The following is an 18739-nucleotide window of genomic DNA, read 5'->3' as shown; positions in this document are numbered from 1 at the left end:
AAAACCGGCTACCGGGCGGCTACCGCCACCCCGGTACCTGGTACCGCCTTACCGGTCCCTAAAACAAGCCCGCGTCAAACCATGCCATTGAACTCGTTCCCGAGCACGTAGAGTGCCAGCGCTATGACCTGCGCACACTCCCGCTTTATGATTTCGACTACGACGATCCTGGCGTGGAGGATAAACCCACGCCGGAAGAGTACACCGATTTCCGCAACGCCATTAAGGAAGCGGATGCCATTTTGTTCGTCACTAGCGAGAATAACCGGACGATCCCGGCGTGTTTAAAGAATGCCATCGATATTGGGTCCAAGCCCAATTCCGATGTCGCCTGGAAGAATAAGCCAGCTGGCATCATCAGCCACTCCGTCGGCCGCATGGGTGGCTATTCTTCCCACAAGAATGTGCGCCTAGCCTTGTCCTACTTTGACATGCCGATGCCCGGTCAGCCTGAGGTATTCTTGGGCAATTCTCCCCAGCTCATCGGCGAGGATGGAAAGATCGCGCCTCCCAGCACCATCGATTTCGTGCGGGACTACCTCGAGCGTCTTTTAGCGTTGGTACCTGCAGCTCCGCAACACTAGGATCTACATCCTCCTAGCAGCGAGGCGGTTAATCCCAGTATTCCGTGGCGCAGAGCGCGATGCCGTGCGCCCGGATTTCCTGGCCCGCCTCAACTGGGGCATCAACGATGAGCGGGAGCCCGTCGATTTCGCATACCCAGAACTCCCCTCCCCCAAATTCATTGGTCCTGTTCTCGACGTTGTTCACGGTCCCCGCTAGCTCCACCTGCGGGTTGAGCAGGCTGGGCTTGTAGTTCTGATAAAACCGTTCCGTGGCTGGGGAGCGCAGCGAAAACTCCGCCGGGTCCGTTAATTCATAGTCCAGCGCAACGACCGCGGGCCGCACGCGGCCGCGCAGTTTTTCGCCGCCCACGGGGTTGCCGGTGGGTAGCGTGAAGGGGGCATCGCTAAGCACTGCCCACCGCAGATCTTCCATTTCTAAGATGCCAATAAATGGCATGGCGCGATAAAGCGTTGCCTTAACCTCTTCCCCGCCCCGGAATGACGGCAACACGGTCCACTCCCCCTCGTACTCCATCGCCGTGACGGCTATGCCGGAGGGATCCGCATAGTAGAGCACTTGATCAAAAGCAGGCGCATCCCACAGGGTCCGCTCTGCGGGAAGCTCCGCGATGAGCTCCTCGGTGCCTAGGAAATCGAATCCGCAGACGCTAAAAAGTTTATCCATGTCCGCCATCATAGACAGGCGTCTGCCCTACAGGAGTCGCGGGCGGTCTGAAAATAGTCCGGTGTTTACTTACTAGTGACTAAATATAGAGACAATCAACCGAATATTAATACCAATAAATAGGTTATAAAAAGCGAAGTACATGCGATTAAACGAGCAAAAGTATGGCCCACGAAAATTATTGGTACGGTGAATCCAAGACGTTTAATAATGTTGAGGATTGATGGGTCAACTGCGGCAATCGATACAGGGTTGAGTAATCAACTGCGCAGGGTATAATGCCAATTAAGTCAGAAGCTAAAGGGAGAGATGCCGTGCGCGCAGAGGAAAGTGCGGCGTGGGCGGATTTTGTAGCAATGCAGCGGGCGCTGCATAAGGAGTTGGCCAACGCGCTGCAGGAAACTGCGAATGTGAGCGAGGCCGATTATGCGGTGTTGGCCGTCCTGCAGCGCCGCCGTGGGCAGAGCACCCGGCCGCACGAGTTGGCCGCGGAACTTGGGTGGGAGAAATCGCGCCTGCACCGACAACTGGTCCGGATGGAGGGGCGCAAGTTGGTGACGAGGCGGCACGCGGAGGAGTTAGGACCCCGCGCTATTGACGTCACAGTGACGAAAGTCGGCGGGGAAGCATTCGCCACAGCACTGGAGAGCCACACCGCGAAGGTGGATGACAAGGTGGTCTCCGTCTTGACGGGAGAGGAATTGCGGCAGTTGGGTTCCATCTCAAGAAAAATCATGCGCGGTTTAACGGGCGATACCTAGACCCCAAGGAGTCAATCGCACAAGGAAGGCACCCCGTCACTGATGGGGTGCCTTCCTAGTTTTGAATCCTAAAGACTAGGACCTTAGGAAATCTTCAGCACCGTGCGGCCGTGGTGGTTGCCGTTGATGAGCGATTGCGCTTCCTTTACCGCATCTTCCAGGGGAAGGGTATTGGTCAAGGACTCCAGGATGGACAGGTCCAGGGTGCGGGCGAGGAGCTGCCAAGCATTCTGGCGGTAGTGCAGCGGGGCATCGACGGAGTTCACGCCGGCTAGGTGTACGTTGCGCAGGATGAAGGGCATGACGGTGGCGGGCAGGTCGGGGCCGCTGGCCATACCGGTGGCGGCGACGGTGCCGCCCCACTTGGTACGGGCCAGGACATTGGCCAGCTCCTGGGAGCCGGAGGTGTCCACGGCGCCAGCGTAGATGGCCTTTTGTAGGGGCTTGCCCGGCTCGGTGAATTCGGCGCGGTCAATGACCTCATGTGCGCCGAGCTCGTAGAGGTAGTTGGCGTAATCGTCGGGGCGGCCGGTCATGGCGTGGACCTCGTAGCCAGCATTGCGCAGAAGGTTGACGGCAATGGAGCCGACGCCGCCGGTGGCACCGGTGACGAGAACGGGGCCCTCGGGAAGCCCGCGCAGCGAGTTAACGCACAGCGCCGCGGTGTAGCCGGCGGTACCGACGGCAGCTGCCTGCTCCGCGGTGAAATCCGCAGGCAGGGCAACGGTGGCGCGGGAATTGACGCGCTGCTTCGGGGTATAGCCGCCGTGGCGGAATTCGCCAAGGCCGTCGCCAAAGGAGGCAACCAAGGTGCCCACCGGCAGTCGCTGCACATTGGAATCGGATACGGTGCCGACCACATCAATGCCGGGCACCAGTGGGTTGGTGCGGACGACGCCGGGATCACCGGTGATCGCCATCGCGTCCTTGTAGTTCAGCGAGGAATAAGAGACGTCAACGGTCAGGTCGCCCTCGCCGAGGAATTCTCCATCCTCAAAGGAGGTAGTGACAGATTTGTCTTCGTTACGGGTAACAAGTAGCGTGCTCATGCTCACCATGGTACGTGAATTGTGATGCAAGCATTTTTGGGCGGCTAACGAGCGGGGGAGCAGAGCTTGGCGATGTCCGCAGCGGTCTGCTTGGCAAAAGGGCTCACCCCGGTAATCGTTGCGGAACCGGGGCCCGTCCACGTTCCGTAGCCGACGAGGAAGAGGCCCTCGACGGTGGGGGTGCGGCCATCGAGAAGCGTGCGGAAAGGCCCCAGCGCCGGGCGGAACCCGGTGCACCAGATGAGGTGATCTGCCTTCACCTCATCGAGGCTGGAGAACATGGGGGAGGACTTAAGCAGTCCCTCATCGCGGGCGCGCTTGACGGGAGGAACAACGACGATATCGCCCAAGTTGGTATCCGCGCCGGGATCGGGCTCGCCGCGCATCATGGCATTGAGGCGGGCGCGGTTGCGCTGGAAAAGCACGCGGCCGTCAACGTCATCGGGCATCCACCGCGGCGGCTTCGCCGTAAACCACGTGGTATCTACGCCAGAGAGCACAAGCTCTGCGGCAATCTGGGCCCCGGAGTTGCCTGCCCCAACGACGGCGACGGACTCGCCACGGAAGGGATCGGGCCCGGGGTAGACCGCCGAGTGCCATTGCCGCCCGGCAAAGGAACCGGGGTAGTAGGGGATAAACGGCGAGGACCACGTGCCGGTAGCCGCGACCACGGTGCGCGCGGTAAAAAGCTCATCATCGGTAATGACATGAAAGCGCTCGCCATCGTGGGTGACCTCTTGGACCCGCACCGGCCGGCGTACGGGCAGGTCATAGCGCTGCTCGTAGCGGGTAAAGTAATCGATGACGTGGCTGGCGGGCGGAAATCCGTCGTGGTGGGGCATCGGCAAGCCGGGCAGGTTGGAAGAGGCGCTATTGCTAAAGAGCGTGAGCGATGGCCACGCGTGGCGCCAGGCCGCGCCGGGGGAGGGCTCGGCATCGAGGATCTGGAAGTCGAGTCCCTTCTTGCGTAGGTAATAGCTGGTGGCCAGGCCGGCTTGCCCGCCGCCGATAACGATGGAATCGAGCATTAAATGAGCTTTCTTTCGCGGGCTACGGTCACCGCGGCCGTGCGGGTGTCCACGCCCAGTTTTTGATAGATGTGAATGAGGTGCGTCTTCACCGTGGCCTCAGAGATAAAGAGCTGATTGGCCAGCTCCTTATTGGAGGAGCCGGTCGCAAGGGCACGGAGGATTTCCAGCTCGCGGGTGGAGAGGGACTGCTCCGGCTGGCCCACGCGCTGGGCCAAGAGGTTGACCACCTCTGGGGCGAGGGTGCGCTGGCGCGCGGCGGTATTGAGCACGGCTTCGTGCAGCTCTTCCTCGGGCGAGTCCTTGAGCAGGTATCCCATCGCGCCGGCCTCCACCGCGGCCAGGATATCGGCCTGGGTGTCATAGGTGGTGAGGATGAGCACGGGCGGGCCGCCGGCCTCGGTCAGCTTTTTGGTGGCGGTGATGCCATCGACGCCCGGCATCTGGATATCGCAGACCACGACGTCGACCTCGGGGGCGTCATCGGCAAAGAGCTTGTTCACGTCCGCGCCGTTATCGCCTTCCATGACCACGTGGACATCGGCAAAGGTATTGAGTATCGCGCGCAGCCCGGCGCGGACGACGGGGTGGTCATCGATAAGCATGACGTTAACCATGGGGCTGCTCCTTGAGGGGGATTCTAATGGCAAGGGCGGTGCCGTCGCCGGATTCGAGGCTCAGGGAGCCACCGACGCTCTCCACGCGCTGGGACAATCCTTGCAGGCCAAAGCCGCTATCGCCGCCGTGGCTCGGGGGCTCGACTACACCGTGCCCATTATCCACGACGTCCAGGGTGACCGCATCCTCAAAAAGGCCCAGGGTGACCACCGCGCGGGAGGCGTGCGCGTGCTTGATCACGTTATTAAGGCCCTCCTGCGCGGCGCGCACGACCACCTGCTTGATATCGCCGGGCACGCTCCCGCTGCCGGAAACGACGAGGTCAAAGGTGGTATCGTCGCCCAGTGCCTCCGTGCGTCGGCGCATCTGGGACAGGATGGAATCCAACTGGGTCTCCAGGCGCTCATCGGGCCCGGCGAGCTCGCGGACGAAACGGCGGGCCTCGGCCAGGTTCTCGCCCGCGGTGTCCTCGATGACGGCGAGCTGTTCATTCTTGGTCGCTAGGTCATCGGTATTCCGGGCGGCGCGGGATAGCAGCAGGATGGAGCTCAGCCCTTGGGCCACGGTGTCATGGATATCCCGGGACAGGCGTTCGCGCTCTTCCAGGCGCCCGGCTTGGTGCTCGCTGGCAGCCAGCTCGGCCTGGGTTTCGTGCAGCTGCTTGGCGATGTCCCTGTGGTGCACCGCCTCCGCCTGCAACCGGCGCTGGATATAGAACACGCCCGCGGCAAAGGTCGTGCCGATAAGCGGCCCGATGGCCGCGGCGATGGACCAGCCATCCGGATGCAGCCACGCCGGAATGAACGCGGCCGCCGCCCACAGCACTGTGATGGAGATAAGGCCTGGCCACTTGGGCAAGGCGCGCAGGAAGACGAAGATGAGCGGGAACTCGAGCCACATGAAGTCCTGCGCGTGGACCATCAGCCCCAACCAGAGCAGGCACAACCCGGTGAGCCAGAGCCAGGTGGGAAGCCAGCGCGCGGCCGCGTACACCGCGGCTAGGCCGATGGCCAAAAGGATGGCGCGGGCATCTAGGCGGTCATCGATATAGGCGCGGGCCACACCGAAAAGCAGCAGGAACACGAACATGGCGTGTAAGCCCCAGAGCCATAATTTTTGTCCAGAAAACACAATTTTCTACAGTAACTGCCGGAGGGTGGATGAGGGATCAACCAGTTGGTTGACTGGAGGTTCAACTAGGCCGCCGATTACTTCTGAACTGCGCAAAGGGACTATAGAAGTATGTTCTTAGCTATTCGTGAAATCACCGCAGCGCGCGGCCGCTTCGGGCTCATCGGCGGCACCGTGGCGCTTATTACCCTGCTCTTGGTGATGCTTTCCGGCCTGACGGAGGGCCTATCCAAGCAAAATACCTCGGCGCTTGAGGCCGTGGCGCAGGAATACCCCTATGTCAGCTTTTCTACTGAAGAGCCCGCTTATAACGAGTCCGAGATCAAAGAGGAAGACCTTTCCGGCGAGGCGATTGCCTTGGGCACCGCGCAAACCAAATTGGAGGGCGAGGGCGCGGTAGGCGTGATGGGCTTGCCGGCCGGTACGACCATCCCTAATACCAAAGCCACCATCCCGGAAGATGGCGCCGTCCTGTCTGACACGATTGATGCCTCCGGCACCGTGAATATCGGCGGGGTAGACCTTTCCGTAGAGGGCACCGTTGCCGAAACGCAGTTTTCCCACTCGCCGGTGGTATGGGTATCTACCCAGACTTGGCAGAAGGTAAGCCACGCCCCAGAGGGTGTGGTCGGCACGCTTGCCCTCCATTCCGAAGAGGTCCCCGGCTCGGTCGAGATGTCCGATTCCTTCTCCGGCCTGCCCGCTTATCAGTCCGAACGCGGTTCGTTGCTGACTATGCAGGGCTTCCTTTACGGCATCTCCGCGCTGGTCACCGTGGCCTTCCTGACGGTGTGGACCCTCCAGCGCACCCGCGATCTCTCCATCCTGCGCGCCCTGGGCGCCTCGGTGCGCTATCTGCTGCGCGATGCCCTGGCCCAGGCCGCGCTGATTTTGGCCGCCGGCACCATCCTCGGCGCGTTCGTCGGCTGGCTGCTTGGCCTGCTGGCCTCCGGCACCGTTCCCTTCGACGTATCCGTGCGCACCATCATTGTTCCCGCGGTCGGCATCTGGATCCTGGGCATGGCCGGTGCCCTGGTCTCCACCCGCCGCGTAGCCAAAGCCAACCCCCTCGATGCATTGGGAGGAAATGCCTAAAATGTCCACCGTTCTTGATATTCGCGACGCCACCGTCACCTTTCAGGACGGCACGACGACTACTACGGCGCTTGATAATGCCACCTTTAGCGCCGACTCCGATACTCTCACCGCAATCGTGGGCGAGTCCGGTTCCGGTAAGTCCACGCTGCTCTCCGTCGGCGCCGGGCTCATCACTCCGGACTCCGGCACCGTAGAGGTCAACGGTACGAACTCCATCATCTTCCAGCAGTCGAACCTGTTGTCCGCGCTCAAGGTGCGCGATCAGCTGCTCATCATGGACCACATGGCCGGGCGCAAGCTGCGTAAGGATCGGGCCGATGAGCTGCTAGAATTCGTTGGTCTTAAGGGCATGGGCAATCGCCGCATCGGCCAGCTTTCCGGCGGCCAGGCCCAGCGCGTCAATATCGCGCGCGCCTTGATGGATGAGCCGAACCTGCTGCTTGCCGATGAACCCACCTCCGCCCTCGACTCCCACCTTTCCCAGGAAATCATCCGCCTGCTGCGCGATATTACCCAGGAGATGCATACCGCCACGGTGCTCGTGACGCACGATCGCTCCCTACTCACCTTCGCCGACCACGTGGTTGAGGTCAAAGACGGCCGCGTGAGCACGCAGGACGCTATCGGTGCATAACGAGCAAGCGCGCGATGGACTGGGGCATCGCCGCGGCGATCTGGGAAGCGGAACAAATGCCAAAACCATCGGGGGTATGCGCCGCGATGGCGGCCGCGTGCTGGTGTAGGGCGGCGGCGTGGAGGATCTCCATAATGATGTACTCCGCATCGGCCTTCTCGTGGTCTACCTGCGCGATGGTGGCGCCGAGGATGCCGGATAAAACATCGCCGGAGCCGGCGGTGGCCGCATAAGAGTGGCCGGCATTCATCCCATAGATGGACTGGCCAGGCGCGGTCACCGTGGTGATTCGGCCCTTGTGCAGGACAAAACAGTCCAAGTCCTCGGCGAGCTCGCGCTGGCGCGGGCCCACGCCCTCGCTGAGATCGAGCTCGCGGCCGCAGGTGGCCTCGTAGAGGCGGCGGAACTCGCCGGCGTGCGGGGTAAGGATGACCCGCGGGTGGGCGCGGACGCTATCGCGCAGCTCGGCGCTTTGGGCGAGCAGCGTCAGGGCATCGGCATCCAGGATGGTAGGCAGCCCGCGATCCAAGACGGCGTGGAGCTCGCGGGCTGCTGCTTCATCGGTGCCGCGGCCAGGGCCCACCACCCACGCCTGGGCATGCACCTTATCCTCGGCGCTCGCGTGGGGAACCACCTCGGGTAGGTGGGGGACCACGGCATCGTTATCTATCACCCGCACCATGGAGGGCGTCGCGCGCACCGCCCCGGTAGCCGCTAGGATGCCCGCGCCGGGATACGCGTTGCTACCAGCACAGATGGCGGTGACCCCGCCGGTGTATTTCGTGCTCGAAGCGCGGGGAGTGGGGTCCACGATGGGCCCCGTGCAACCCACGGGCTTGGGGGCGGTGACGTGGCCGAGGTGGGCATCGGCAAGCACGGGGTCCGCAGGCCACTGGAAGGGGAGATCGATGGTGGGCTCGTTGGCGATATAGCCCGCCGGCTCAGCCGTGGCCGTTAGTTCCTCCGCAAAGGAACGCGGCGCCTTGGGCAGCTGCAGATCGCAGAGCACCACCGTGCCGCATTCCGGGGCGAAGATATGGCCGGCGCGCGCCCAACCGAAGCTCGCGGTAATCGTGGCCTCGACGGCATTATCCGCGGCCACGCCCGTATCGGCGTTGATGCCAGAGGGGATATCCACCGAAAGCACCGGGATATCGTGCTGCTTGGCCGCGCGGTACGCGGCAAGGCCCACACCGCTAAGCCCGCGGGTGGAGTTGAGGCCGACGACGGCATCAATAAGCAGCCCCGTAGCCTCCGCGCGCGGTTGCTCCGTAATGGTCCCGCCGGCAGCAGTAAAGGCCTGCAGCGCCGGGTCGTGCGCAGCATCGGCGACGAGGAGCGCGTCAACGCCATAGCCCTCCTCGGCGAGGAAAGCGCCTGCATAAAGGCCATCGCCGCCATTGCCGCCAGGTCCGGCGAGGAGGGTGATGCGGTGAGGCGCAGGGCCCGTCAGCATGGATTTCGCCGTGGCGGCAACGCCCCTGGCGGCCAAGCGCATGAGCTCATCATCGTGGCTCTGCTGCGCGAGGAGCGCGGATTCGGCGGAACGAACGGCGGATACACTATAGGCAGGTCGCATGCCCGCCACTATAGGCCTTAAGCAGCGGATTGGCAGGTAGGGCACCAGGAGAGGTTTCGGCCCTCCATTACTTGTTCCGCAATCGGCGTGCCGCAGACATAGCAGGGCAGGCCGGCGCGGCGGTAGACGTAGACTTCGCCGCCGTGATCATCCTTGCGCGGGTCGCGCCCCATGGCCTCGGGGGAGTGCTCGGCGCGCACGGTATCGATGCGGCCGTGCTCCACGCCGTAGTTCATGAGCTCTACCAGGTCTTTCCAGATGGCGAAGAATGTTTCACGGGAAACATCCTTGCCAGGGGTGAAGGGGGAGAGGCAGGCGCGAAAGAGGGCCTCCGCGCGGTAGATATTGCCCACACCGGCATACAGGTGCTGGTCCATCATGAGGGAACCTATGCTGCGGCGGGATTTGCTCACCTTGGCCCACAGGGCTTTTGGGTCGGCATCGGCGCGGAGCGGATCCTGGCCCACCTTGGTTAGTCGCGCCCGGTAGTCCTCCTCTGTAAGTAGCAGGCAGAATTGGGGCCCGCGCAGTTGCGCGGCTTGCGCCCCATTGTCTATGCGTATGCGGATTTGCCCGCGGGTTTCCTCGCGCGGTTCGAAGCTGAGCTTGCCGATGAGCCCCAGGTGAATATAGAGGATATGCGCCGGGTTGGTGGCGGTGAAGTGCACGAAGAGGTGCTTGCCGAAGGCCTCTGCGTGGTCGATTTCTGTACCGTCCAGGATGGCCGCCTCGGCGGCGAAGCGGCCTTGCGGGCTGGTCACGCTGAGCGGCATCCCGCGATAGTCAGTGTTGAGTGTGAGGGCTAGGCGGTGGATCACGTGACCTTCAGGCATGACTTCAGTGTAGTGAAATAGTTGGTCGCCCCCAACTAGGGTGCGTGGCGCCGGGGGATGAAAAAGAGTAAACTCGAAGCGCGGATTGATTTTATTTCTATTGAAGGGTCGATAAATCATGACGCATAAAATCGGTTTTGACCGAGAAAAATACATAGAGCTGCAGTCAAAGCACATACAGGCCCGCCGCGAAGAAATCGGCGGAAAGCTCTATCTGGAAATGGGCGGCAAGCTTTTCGATGATATGCACGCCTCCCGAGTGCTGCCGGGCTTTACCCCGGATAACAAGATCGCCATGCTGGAGCGCATCAAAGAGGACATTGAAATCCTCCCGTGCATCAACGCCAAAGACATTGCCCGCCACAAAGTCCGCGCTGATTTAGACATCCTGTATGAAGACGACCTCCTGCGCTTGGTGGACGTATTCCGCAGCCGCGGCTTCTTGGTTGAAAACATCGTCATGACCCAGGTGGAAGACGGAAATGCGCAGGCAGAAGCGTTCATCGAAAAGCTCGAGCGCCTCGGCCTCAAGGTAGCTCGCCACCGCGTTATCCCTGGCTATCCCACGAATACGGATCTCATTGTGTCTGAGGATGGCCTTGGCAAGAACGAGTTCGCGGAAACCTCCCGGGACTTGGTCGTCGTGACCGCCCCAGGTCCTGGTTCCGGCAAGCTCGCCACCGCACTATCGCAGGTCTACCACGAGCACCAGCGCGGCAATAACGCTGGTTACGCCAAGTTTGAGACCTTCCCCATCTGGAATCTTCCCCTCGAGCACCCGGTTAACCTGGCCTATGAGGCAGCCACGGTGGATCTCAACGATTCCAATATTATTGACCACTTCCACTTGAGCGCCCACGGCGAATCCACGGTCAACTACAACCGCGACGTTGAGGCCTTCCCGCTGCTGCGGACCCTGCTGGAAAAGCTCACCGGCACCACGCCGTATGAATCGCCCACGGACATGGGCGTGAATATGGCCGGCTACTGCATTACCGATGACGCGGTCTGCCGCGCCGCCGCCCAACAGGAAATCATCCGCCGCTACTTCAAGGCCAAGGTGGAAGAAGCCCGCGCCGGGCTGGGCGATGAGCAGTCTGAGCGCGCCGCCGTCGTCATGGCAAAGGCCGGCATCAAAGCCGATGACCGCCCAGTAGTGGGCCCGGCCCGCAAGCGCGCGGAGGAAACCGATGGACCCGCCTCCGCAATGCAGCTTCACGATGGCACCATCATCACCGGCCGGACCTCCCCGCTGCTGGGCTGCTCCGCGGCGATGCTGCTCAATGCCCTCAAGTACTTAGCCGGCATCGATGACGATACCCACCTGCTCTCGCCGGAATCGATAGAGCCAATCCAAACGCTCAAGACGAAGCACTTGGGTTCTTCCAATCCCCGCCTGCACACCGATGAAGTGCTCATCGCGCTGTCCGTATCCGCCGCAAAGGACGAGGATGCCCGCAAGGCGCTGGAGCAGATCAAGGAACTTTCCGGCTGCGATGTCCACACCACCACCATCCTGGGCTCGGTGGATGAGGGCATCTTCCGCAACCTTGGCGTGCTTGTGACCTCAGATCCGGTCTTCGCCCGCAAGAAGGCGCTGTACCAGAAGCGCTAAGGAATTGGGGATCTTTCCGGTAGCGGGCCTAAGATTATGGGCGTGACTATCGGCAAAGTTCTCCTATATTACTGCTTTACCCCCATTGAGGATCCCACCGCCGTCATGCTATGGCAGCGCACCCTGTGTGAGTCCTTGGGCTTAAAGGGGCGCATCCTCATTTCGGAACACGGCATCAATGGCACCGTTGGTGGCGACATGGATGCCTGCAAGCGCTACGTGCGTCAAACCCGTGAGTACCCAGGCTTTAAGCGCATGCAGTTCAAGTGGTCCGATGGCGGAGCCGATGATTTCCCGCGCCTATCGGTTAAGGTGCGCGATGAAATCGTGGCCTTTGGTGCCCCAGGCGAGCTGAAGGTAGATGAAACCGGTGTCGTCGGCGGCGGTACACACCTCAAGCCGGAAGAGGTCAACAAGCTGGTAGAAGAGCGCGGCGATGAGGTCGTCTTCTTCGATGGGCGCAATGCAATGGAAGCAGAGATTGGCAAATTCAAAAATGCCGTCGTGCCGGATGTGCGCACCACCCATGATTTCATTGAAGAGCTGGAATCCGGCAAATACGACTGGATGAAGGACAAACCGGTCGTCTCCTATTGCACCGGCGGCATCCGGTGTGAGGTCCTTTCCTCCCTGATGAAGAATCGCGGGTTCAACGAGATTTATCAGATTGATGGTGGCATCGTGCGCTACGGCGAAAAGTACGGCAATGATGGCCTGTGGGAAGGCTCCATGTACGTCTTTGATAAGCGCATGCACCAAGAGTTTGGCCAAGGACTAGAGGATCCGGGCTTTATCCAATTGGGCCACTGTGTGCACTGCGGCAAGGGCACTAATACCTTCCACAACTGCATCAACGAGGACACGTGCCGCCAGCAGGTGCTCATCTGTGATGACTGCATCCAGCATGTAGAAACGCAGCATTGCGGCCGACCAGATTGCGCCGAGGTGGCAGCAAAATTCGTCGACCAAGATTCCAAGGCTTGATTAGAAATTGCTAGGTACTGTAAAACAGGCGCGAGATCGCTAGATGCAGCGCCCAGCAGATGCTTTGCTTCGTCTTTGCGTGGACTGAGTGTTAACCAAAGTGGTAATAAGATTTTACCACCATTTTACTTGCTGCAAAGTACTTTCAAGTATGTTGATTTTTATAGGTCCAGCTTTGGCCGTTGCGCTGCAGAGATCGTACGCATCGGTGGCAGGCGGGCCTAAGGTTTTCACATTCGACTTGAGGAGTTTAGTTTATGCCCAATATTAAGATGAAGGGGGGCGCGTTGCCGCGGCTGCACTCGTTGCCCTAGGTGCGATTTCTGTTGCAGTTCCGTCCGCCGTTGCGGCTGAACAAACTGATGAGACGGTGAACGCGGTTAATGATGCTGTTGGAAAAGAATTGCCTCCCGAGGTTGCTAAGCAATTGGATGAGTGGGCAGCATCTCAGAATCTTGATCTCGATGCCGAATTTCAAGAGGAACCTGTAACTACATCTACCGAGACTCAAAAGGCTCTTGCTGATAAGCACATTGTAATGTTCAACCGAGCAGGGGTTGAACCCCCACCGGGTTATGTGTATGACCCTTCAAAGGGAAGTCTGAATGACTATTGTACGAAGTCTCCCGATCAGTTCCCCGCTCCTGGCGACAATGCTGATTTCTCTGGCGCATGCGCAAAGCACGACATGTGCTACGGAGCCCATCAGGATCCCGGTGAGCGTGTGGGCTGCAATGTTCAACTAAATAAGGACATGGTTCATATTTGCAAGAGCGTTTATCCAAACGCTGCCGATCCGCGTAGGGGAGGCTGTCTTTCTACTGCAGCAACCTATTTTGCTTTTGTCACTGCAGCTCATCCTAGCCAGTGGAACCCTACGATTTCGGGATAAGAGAAGCAAAGGAGAGTAACTATGGCAAGTGGAAAACTCCGTCCGCTTTGGCCTGAATTGGTGGCGGCTGTCTTAGGGGTGGCTCTCGTTCTTATGGCCCCAGTCAGAATCGGTTGGATCGGCACTGTGGTCATTATTCTATCTGCGGTTTCCGCAATTACCACGTTAATTCTCTCGAAACAGTCCGCGAAAGTTCAGTTGACAGGAATGATCATCGGCATCATTGCCATTGCAGTCGGTCTGTTAATCGGTTCAAAAAATGATGGGCAAACTGCGATCTTCTCGCCGGCCCTTGTTTGGGTACTTGGTGCGGGACTAGTGATGTCGACCCTTTGTACTTTGATAGCTCGAAATTTGAAAGTTAATTCAAAGCAAACAGCTTAGGATTTTGAGTCTTTTCTCCGGCGGCCTCGTCTACCTATCTAGCATAGTAGGCGGGGCCGCTCTCGTGCTTACTGACTGGGTGGTTAGGTGTTTGTAGAGGACAGTCGACTTAGAGAGTCAGTACCCATGACTGGTTACGGTCAACATGCAGTGCAAACGCAGTTGGCAGCCCAGCTAGCCAAGCAGGAGAGCTAGTCGCGCGCCTTTTCCTTGTGGAAGGAGTCCCACCACCACTGTTGCCACGCGGTGGCGTGTGGGTTGCCTGGCGGATAGGTGACGCCACCGGGCGTGTGTAGTTCGGTCACCGGGCTAATGCCGTGCAGCGAGTTGAGGAACCACAGGGGGCATTCGGTGGTGAGCTCCGGGGGGGGGAGCGGGCGTGTTTCGGTCCGTATGCCTAGGGCCGCGGCGCGCCGGGTGACCTGGTGCAGCGTGATGCTGGGCAGCGCCGTCCCGGTGGGGAGGACAAGAGTCTCTCCTCCCAAGCGACGAGCGCGCCGGTGGTAGTCTCCATCATGGCACCGGTGGAATCCACAATGATGGTGTCATCGGTGCCGTCTACCTGATACTCGGCACGGTAGCGTGCCCGTGCTGGGAAATCAGGGCCCTTGACTAACGGCTGCGAGCAAGGGTCGGGAGCATGTGCATAGGATAGCCGGGTGACTGGGCGCGCTGGGGGAGCGGGGCGAATATCCAGGCGCAGTTGTCCGGCGGCTAGCGAGATACGGGGAAAAAGATCGCCCGGGGGCGAAGAGCTGCAGCATCGCAGGAACGAATCCCGCGGGAAGCGGTCCGGCCACCGACTCCAAGCGCCGGAGGTGAAGGTGAAGGCCGTTTGAGTGGGCGTCGCCAAGCATCCGCCAGGAATCCGCAACGTCGAAGGGGCCGGGGTGGGGTTGGTGCGGAATAAAACTGCCGTCGTGCCAGAGATAGGTGCTCATTGCCATGCCCCTAATACGGACTGCGCTTTGAGGTTGCGCTCTTCTAGCTCGGCTATTGGATCCGAATCCAAAACGATGGCCCCGCCGGCCCCGATAGTGACCTCACCGCCCGCGCGTACGGTCGTGCGAATGACCACGCTGAGATCGGCTTGTTCATCAAAACCCAAGTAGCCCACCACGCCAGAGTAGACCCTGCGCGGGCTGGTCTCGAGCTGATCGATGATTTCGCAGGTGCGCAGCTTTGGCGCGCCCGTCATCGAGCCAGGAGGAAAGGTCGCGCGGAGAGCATCTACTGCGGTGGTACCGGTTCGCAGTTGTCCAGTTATGGAGGACACCAATTGATGAACCGTGGCATAGCTTTCTACCTGCATCAACTTTGGCACGCGCACGCTGTCGAGCTCGCATACTCGGGAAAGGTCATTGCGCAGCAGGTCCACGATCATGAGGTTTTCGGCGCGCGTCCTCAGGTCCGTGGTCAACAACGCAGGATCTTGGTCGGCGGAGATAGTGCCTTTAATCGGCTTGGCCTCCATCTCACGCCCGTGCACGGTGAGGAAGCGCTCAGGCGAGGCACTGCACACTTCTACGCCATCGAAGACGAGGTGCGCGGCATAGGGAGCGGGATTGCGCGAGCGCAGTTGGGGGTAGAGCTCCCCCTCCCCTCGGCCGTGGCCGAGTAGGTATCGGTTAGGCAGACCTCGTAGCTCTCGCCGACGTGCAGGAATCCTTGGGCGCGCTTAATCCGCTCCAGGTAGCCGGGGCTGCGCCAGGAGCCCGCGCTGAGCGACGCCCCGCTGCCTTCCCCAGTGTCCTGTAGCCCATCCGCGCCCAAGGCGGTTTCCAATCGGTCCAGCAGATCTTCAGCGCTGTTGCCAGCCAGGCAGCACAGATGCGCGGTTTCTGCCTGGTGGTCATAGACGATAAAGGATCGCGGACGCACAAAATAAGCATCTGGGTAAGGGGAGCGGTGGCTTAACGCAATGGGCAGGGTGAGCTGGGCGCACTCATAGGCTAGGTAGCCGATAACCCCGCCGGTGAAGGGAAGTTCTGGGGCGTTGGTGACGCGGGTAGCGAGCTCACGGTCAAGGAGGGCGGGGATATCGGGGGATTCGCCAAGCCGGTAGCGGAAGGAGCGGCTCAACGTACCGGCGGTATCACCGAGGATGGAATAGCGCCTGTGGGGATCCGCGGAGTCGAGGAAAAGGCATCGTCGCCTTCGGCGCGCAGGGTGGCAAAGACACGTGCGCAGTCTACCGCGCCGGGAATCTCGCGGTGGAGCAGGCGAAACCCACCCAGGAAATTGCGCATGATCTGCCTCCCATAGTGGGTGAGCACCGACTCGGGATGGAATTGCACGCCCCAGTGCGGCAACCCATCGACCTTGAGCGCTTGAATGACGCCATCCTCGCTGCGGGCATGAACGGTGACACCGAAGACCTCGTCAATCTGCAGGGAGTGGTAGCGCACTACCTCGAAGTTTTGCGGGATTCCAGCAAAGATTCCCTCGCCCGAGTGGCTAATGGTAGAGACAAAACCGTGGCGCGGCTGCGGCGCACGAGAAACTTGGGCGCCGGCCAACAGGCCCAGCCCTTCGTGGCAAAGGCATACGCCCAGCACCGGAATCTCGGCCGAGGTTGCGGCGGCAATGACGGCTCAGGCAGCACCGAAATCCTCCTCCCGTTCAGACCTGCCCGGACCAGGAGAAATCACCACATGAGAAAACTCGCCCGCACGGACGCGCTCGGGGAGCCCCTCCGCCTCACCGGCAGCGACGACGAGTGGCTCGCAGCCTGCTACCTCCGCGATGAGGTGGGCGAGGTTAAAGGTATAAGAATCGTAATTATCAAGCAGAGGGATCATCGGGAGGTGGAATTTCTCTAGGTGGTGCCCGAATCCATGAGGAAAAGCTGGATATCGCTAATAGCCCAGATCATGAAATTGAAAGCTACCACCCAAAAGATCGCCATCCAGCTACGCCAGCGCAGGTAGCGGCGCAGCTTGCGCACCATAATGATCGCGCAGCCAATCATGCCCAGCAGTGGGATGATCATGGTGGAAATGGCAAAGAAGTTTCTTTGGCCTTCGGTACACAGCCAGCTTGCGGTGCCGTCCTCGCACAGGGGTCCGCCGGTAAGGCGCGAAAAGAGCGCGACGCCGAAGCCATATAGCGCGGAGATGACCAGCACGGACACCATGTACCAGACGGCTTGGCGTGTGGAGCGCCGGTTGGCGGCGGCTACCTCGACGGGATCGGGCTCGTCTGCCAAATCATCGAAGCTTTGCGGCTCGGGCCGGCGCAGGTTGGCATAATCGGCGTCGGTCGTCAGGTCGTTTTCGGGGTGCTCTGGGCGCGAGCTCATACATCAAAGCCTAGTCGGTCGCGGGGTGAATGAGTACCGGTACGCGAATATGAGGGAGCAACTCGGTTGCGTTAGAACCCAAAAAGACCCGCGCGATGGGGCCTTGTGGGGTAGAGGCCATCAACATTAGATCGCCCTTTTTCCACTTGAGCGAATCAACGGCACCGGACCACCCGGCCCCGGAACCGATCTCAGAGGAGACCTCGAGCTCCGGGTAAGCATCTTGGATGCGGTCGCGAGCCCGGTCGAGCATTGCTAACGAATCCTCGTGCCACTCGGCGGTGAGCTTTAGCGCAATATCGCTTTTATCCTTCGACGGGGAATTCAGCAGGTCATTCGCTGAGAAAGCCAAGATGCGCAGGGGTAGATCCCAGCGATCCGCCAGCGCGGCTGCACCCAATAATTCCCTATCCGCACGGTCACCGCGCTCCGTAATGACAAAATTAAAGCGGGTCACGCCGTGTTTCGATAATTTGGCCTTGCGCGGGATAAGCCCTAAAGATTGTGGCGAGTAGTGCAGGAGGGTATCCGCAGTTGAACTGGGGAAAAAGCGGCCCTTGGGCGCGGCCTGGTTGGGGCCTAAAAGTATGAGATCAGCCTGAAAATCCTGGGCCATCTCAGTAAGGAGCTGGGGGCGGGAAGGGCCATCGACAAGCACGGAGGGCGTATCGTCCCAGTACTTTTCCGGGATACCTGCCTCCGTCAGGGCCGCAGCGGTGGCTGTCGTGCATGCTTGCTTTTGCTCTTTAAACCATTTTTTGTATTTCCCGCCTAGCTTGGACAAGGACGTCGTGGTCCACGGTTGGAAAACCGTGGAAATAACGCGCACCTCTATCACCGCGGTGCGCGATAGCCATGCGGCGAAGTCGAGGGGTTCCGTACCGGAAGAGGAAGGACTCCACGAAATGAGGATGCGCAACGGCTCTTTGGCCGAGCCTTTATGCAGGGTCGGCAGCAGCGGTTGGTTAGATTTTTTGCCCATAGAATGAATAAGTATGCGAAAGCTTAATGAGTACTAAAGCTCATTATCGTCTGTTGCGGCCGCAAAACTAAAATTGCATGTGGCCGTAAGCTCGCTACTCGCTATCCATGGTGGGGCGGTAGACATCCGCAAGCTTGGAAATGACCGCGCCCATCTCGCGGGCGGTGGCCAAGTCCTCGGGCTCGAGCCACCGCATAATCTCCGCAAGGGCCGCGGCGCGTTGCCCGGAAACTATGGCCAATTCGGACTCGCCCAGTTGGGTGAGCGCGACCAGCACGCCGCGGCGATCTTCTTCATCGCGGTGGCGTTCCACGAACCCGCGGCGTTCTAGTTGATAGAGCGCGTTGGACGCGGTGGGCATGCGGATAAGCTCTGCCTGGGCGATGGTGGATACGCGGGAAGGCCCGCGCAAGCGCAACTGGTTCATGATGGAGACCTGCGAGGTAGTCAGCGATGAACCCTCTGCAGTGCGCTGGAAAATAAGAATTAACTTATTGAGCGCCGGTTGGATGTCCCGCGCTACCTCTACCGCGTCCTCGTAGTTGGACGGGGACTTCGTTGGGTCCGTCTCATCATGGTGTTGCGTCATAGAACTAAAT

General features: G+C 60.3%; 19 protein-coding genes and 2 pseudogenes. 8 read left to right on the top strand and 13 right to left on the bottom strand.

Annotated features, from left to right (window positions below; all coding sequences use genetic code 11):
* Window positions 1-74: 74 nt before the first annotated feature.
* A pseudogene (locus QP908_RS10670) lies at window positions 75-584 on the top strand (NADPH-dependent FMN reductase); the annotation flags it as partial.
* A 28-nt stretch (window positions 585-612) separates the two neighbouring features.
* On the opposite strand, the gene QP908_RS10665 reads toward QP908_RS10670, so the two are convergent.
* Window positions 613-1251: a hypothetical protein gene (locus QP908_RS10665; protein WP_284772240.1), complete on the bottom strand. Its 639-nt coding sequence runs from the start codon at window positions 1249-1251 to the stop codon at window positions 613-615.
* A 314-nt stretch (window positions 1252-1565) separates the two neighbouring features.
* Here QP908_RS10665 and QP908_RS10660 point away from each other — a divergent pair, with 314 nt between their 5' ends.
* Window positions 1566-2012 carry a MarR family winged helix-turn-helix transcriptional regulator gene (locus QP908_RS10660; protein ID WP_284772239.1) on the top strand — a complete coding sequence of 149 codons (447 nt, stop codon included), beginning with the start codon at window positions 1566-1568 and terminating at the stop codon, window positions 2010-2012.
* Between the two features lie 83 nt (window positions 2013-2095).
* On the opposite strand, the gene QP908_RS10655 is transcribed toward QP908_RS10660, so the two are convergent.
* From QP908_RS10655 to QP908_RS10640, 4 genes are read right to left on the bottom strand one after another with little or no spacing between them, the layout of a single operon-like run.
* Complete coding sequence (locus QP908_RS10655; RefSeq protein ID WP_284772238.1) at window positions 2096-3070, bottom strand: MDR family oxidoreductase; 975 nt, start codon at window positions 3068-3070, stop codon at window positions 2096-2098.
* 35 nt (window positions 3071-3105) lie between these two features.
* On the bottom strand, window positions 3106-4089 hold the full coding sequence (locus tag QP908_RS10650) for an NAD(P)-binding domain-containing protein (RefSeq protein ID WP_284772237.1): 984 nt from the start codon (window positions 4087-4089) through the stop codon (window positions 3106-3108).
* Window positions 4089-4706: a response regulator gene (locus tag QP908_RS10645; protein WP_284772236.1), complete on the bottom strand. Its 618-nt coding sequence runs from the start codon at window positions 4704-4706 to the stop codon at window positions 4089-4091. The genes QP908_RS10650 and QP908_RS10645 overlap by 1 nt, the downstream gene beginning before the upstream one ends.
* Window positions 4699-5796, bottom strand: a complete 1098-nt coding sequence (locus tag QP908_RS10640; RefSeq protein ID WP_284772235.1) for a sensor histidine kinase — start codon at window positions 5794-5796, stop codon at window positions 4699-4701. The genes QP908_RS10645 and QP908_RS10640 overlap by 8 nt, the downstream gene beginning before the upstream one ends.
* A 153-nt stretch (window positions 5797-5949) precedes the next feature.
* Here QP908_RS10640 and QP908_RS10635 point away from each other — a divergent pair, with 153 nt between their 5' ends.
* Together QP908_RS10635 and QP908_RS10630 are read left to right on the top strand one after the other, a co-directional pair.
* On the top strand, window positions 5950-6933 hold the full coding sequence (locus QP908_RS10635) for an ABC transporter permease (protein WP_284772234.1): 984 nt from the start codon (window positions 5950-5952) through the stop codon (window positions 6931-6933).
* A gap of 1 nt (window position 6934) precedes the next feature.
* Window positions 6935-7570, top strand: a complete 636-nt coding sequence (locus QP908_RS10630; RefSeq protein WP_239269599.1) for an ABC transporter ATP-binding protein — start codon at window positions 6935-6937, stop codon at window positions 7568-7570.
* Here QP908_RS10630 and QP908_RS10625 read toward each other — a convergent pair.
* Window positions 7557-9149, bottom strand: a complete 1593-nt coding sequence (locus QP908_RS10625; protein WP_239269600.1) for a bifunctional ADP-dependent NAD(P)H-hydrate dehydratase/NAD(P)H-hydrate epimerase — start codon at window positions 9147-9149, stop codon at window positions 7557-7559. The two genes, QP908_RS10630 and QP908_RS10625, sit on opposite strands and share 14 nt — an antisense overlap.
* Window positions 9150-9166: 17 nt before the next feature.
* On the bottom strand, window positions 9167-9982 hold the full coding sequence (locus QP908_RS10620; protein WP_239269601.1) for an Fpg/Nei family DNA glycosylase: 816 nt from the start codon (window positions 9980-9982) through the stop codon (window positions 9167-9169).
* Window positions 9983-10100: 118 nt separating this feature from the next.
* Between QP908_RS10620 and QP908_RS10615 the strand changes: the two genes are divergently transcribed.
* The 4 genes from QP908_RS10615 (at window position 10101) to QP908_RS10600 (ending at window position 13857) form a co-directional block, all read left to right on the top strand.
* A complete protein-coding gene (locus QP908_RS10615; protein ID WP_239269602.1) occupies window positions 10101-11597 on the top strand; it encodes a DUF1846 domain-containing protein in 1497 nt (498 codons plus the stop codon).
* A 42-nt stretch (window positions 11598-11639) separates the two neighbouring features.
* On the top strand, window positions 11640-12581 hold the full coding sequence (gene trhO, locus QP908_RS10610; RefSeq protein ID WP_239269603.1) for an oxygen-dependent tRNA uridine(34) hydroxylase TrhO: 942 nt from the start codon (window positions 11640-11642) through the stop codon (window positions 12579-12581).
* A gap of 370 nt (window positions 12582-12951) precedes the next feature.
* Window positions 12952-13473, top strand: coding sequence for a phospholipase A2 family protein (locus tag QP908_RS10605; protein WP_284772233.1), 522 nt, complete (start codon window positions 12952-12954; stop codon window positions 13471-13473).
* Window positions 13474-13494: 21 nt separating this feature from the next.
* Window positions 13495-13857, top strand: a complete 363-nt coding sequence (locus QP908_RS10600) for a hypothetical protein (RefSeq protein ID WP_239269605.1) — start codon at window positions 13495-13497, stop codon at window positions 13855-13857.
* A gap of 191 nt (window positions 13858-14048) precedes the next feature.
* On the opposite strand, the gene QP908_RS11900 is transcribed toward QP908_RS10600, so the two are convergent.
* The 6 genes and pseudogenes from QP908_RS11900 to QP908_RS10570 all read right to left on the bottom strand — a co-directional run bounded on the left by QP908_RS11900 (window position 14049) and on the right by QP908_RS10570 (window position 18729).
* Window positions 14049-14342, bottom strand: coding sequence for an aminotransferase class IV (locus QP908_RS11900; RefSeq protein WP_255722892.1), 294 nt, complete (start codon window positions 14340-14342; stop codon window positions 14049-14051).
* Window positions 14255-14710: a hypothetical protein gene (locus tag QP908_RS10590; RefSeq protein ID WP_239269606.1), complete on the bottom strand. Its 456-nt coding sequence runs from the start codon at window positions 14708-14710 to the stop codon at window positions 14255-14257. The genes QP908_RS11900 and QP908_RS10590 overlap by 88 nt, the downstream gene beginning before the upstream one ends.
* Before the next feature lie 84 nt (window positions 14711-14794).
* Window positions 14795-16658 (bottom strand): annotated as a pseudogene (locus tag QP908_RS10585) (chorismate-binding protein).
* A gap of 17 nt (window positions 16659-16675) precedes the next feature.
* Complete coding sequence (locus tag QP908_RS10580) at window positions 16676-17158, bottom strand: hypothetical protein (protein WP_239269607.1); 483 nt, start codon at window positions 17156-17158, stop codon at window positions 16676-16678.
* Window positions 17159-17168: 10 nt separating this feature from the next.
* Window positions 17169-18140 (bottom strand): universal stress protein, encoded by a 972-nt coding sequence (locus tag QP908_RS10575; RefSeq protein WP_239269608.1) that lies wholly within the window; start codon window positions 18138-18140, stop codon window positions 17169-17171.
* A gap of 94 nt (window positions 18141-18234) precedes the next feature.
* The gene (locus tag QP908_RS10570) at window positions 18235-18729 is read right to left on the bottom strand and encodes a MarR family winged helix-turn-helix transcriptional regulator (protein WP_239269609.1); all 495 of its coding nucleotides are present in this window, start codon (window positions 18727-18729) and stop codon (window positions 18235-18237) included.
* Window positions 18730-18739 lie beyond the last annotated feature (10 nt).

The organism is Corynebacterium sp. MSK204, assembly GCF_030229885.1.
Taxonomy (GTDB): domain Bacteria; phylum Actinomycetota; class Actinomycetes; order Mycobacteriales; family Mycobacteriaceae; genus Corynebacterium.
Note: the sequence above shows the minus strand (reverse complement) of the source record. Positions and strands in the feature narration are given on the sequence as shown.

What these genes read in the sequence shown, in the direction of transcription:
- QP908_RS10650 (WP_284772237.1), bottom strand. Translation starts at nt 4,089, where the DNA reads ATGCTCGATTCCATCGTTATCGGCGGCGGGCAAGCCGGCCTGGCCACC.
- QP908_RS10630 (WP_239269599.1), top strand. Translation starts at nt 6,935, where the DNA reads ATGTCCACCGTTCTTGATATTCGCGACGCCACCGTCACCTTTCAGGAC.
- QP908_RS10665 (WP_284772240.1), bottom strand. Translation starts at nt 1,251, where the DNA reads ATGGATAAACTTTTTAGCGTCTGCGGATTCGATTTCCTAGGCACCGAG.
- QP908_RS10625 (WP_239269600.1), bottom strand. Translation starts at nt 9,149, where the DNA reads ATGCGACCTGCCTATAGTGTATCCGCCGTTCGTTCCGCCGAATCCGCG.
- QP908_RS10655 (WP_284772238.1), bottom strand. Translation starts at nt 3,070, where the DNA reads ATGGTGAGCATGAGCACGCTACTTGTTACCCGTAACGAAGACAAATCT.
- QP908_RS10580 (WP_239269607.1), bottom strand. Translation starts at nt 17,158, where the DNA reads ATGAGCTCGCGCCCAGAGCACCCCGAAAACGACCTGACGACCGACGCC.
- QP908_RS10620 (WP_239269601.1), bottom strand. Translation starts at nt 9,982, where the DNA reads ATGCCTGAAGGTCACGTGATCCACCGCCTAGCCCTCACACTCAACACT.
- QP908_RS10600 (WP_239269605.1), top strand. Translation starts at nt 13,495, where the DNA reads ATGGCAAGTGGAAAACTCCGTCCGCTTTGGCCTGAATTGGTGGCGGCT.
- QP908_RS10645 (WP_284772236.1), bottom strand. Translation starts at nt 4,706, where the DNA reads ATGGTTAACGTCATGCTTATCGATGACCACCCCGTCGTCCGCGCCGGG.
- QP908_RS10640 (WP_284772235.1), bottom strand. Translation starts at nt 5,796, where the DNA reads ATGTTCGTGTTCCTGCTGCTTTTCGGTGTGGCCCGCGCCTATATCGAT.
- QP908_RS10575 (WP_239269608.1), bottom strand. Translation starts at nt 18,140, where the DNA reads ATGGGCAAAAAATCTAACCAACCGCTGCTGCCGACCCTGCATAAAGGC.
- QP908_RS10615 (WP_239269602.1), top strand. Translation starts at nt 10,101, where the DNA reads ATGACGCATAAAATCGGTTTTGACCGAGAAAAATACATAGAGCTGCAG.
- QP908_RS10570 (WP_239269609.1), bottom strand. Translation starts at nt 18,729, where the DNA reads ATGACGCAACACCATGATGAGACGGACCCAACGAAGTCCCCGTCCAAC.
- QP908_RS10635 (WP_284772234.1), top strand. Translation starts at nt 5,950, where the DNA reads ATGTTCTTAGCTATTCGTGAAATCACCGCAGCGCGCGGCCGCTTCGGG.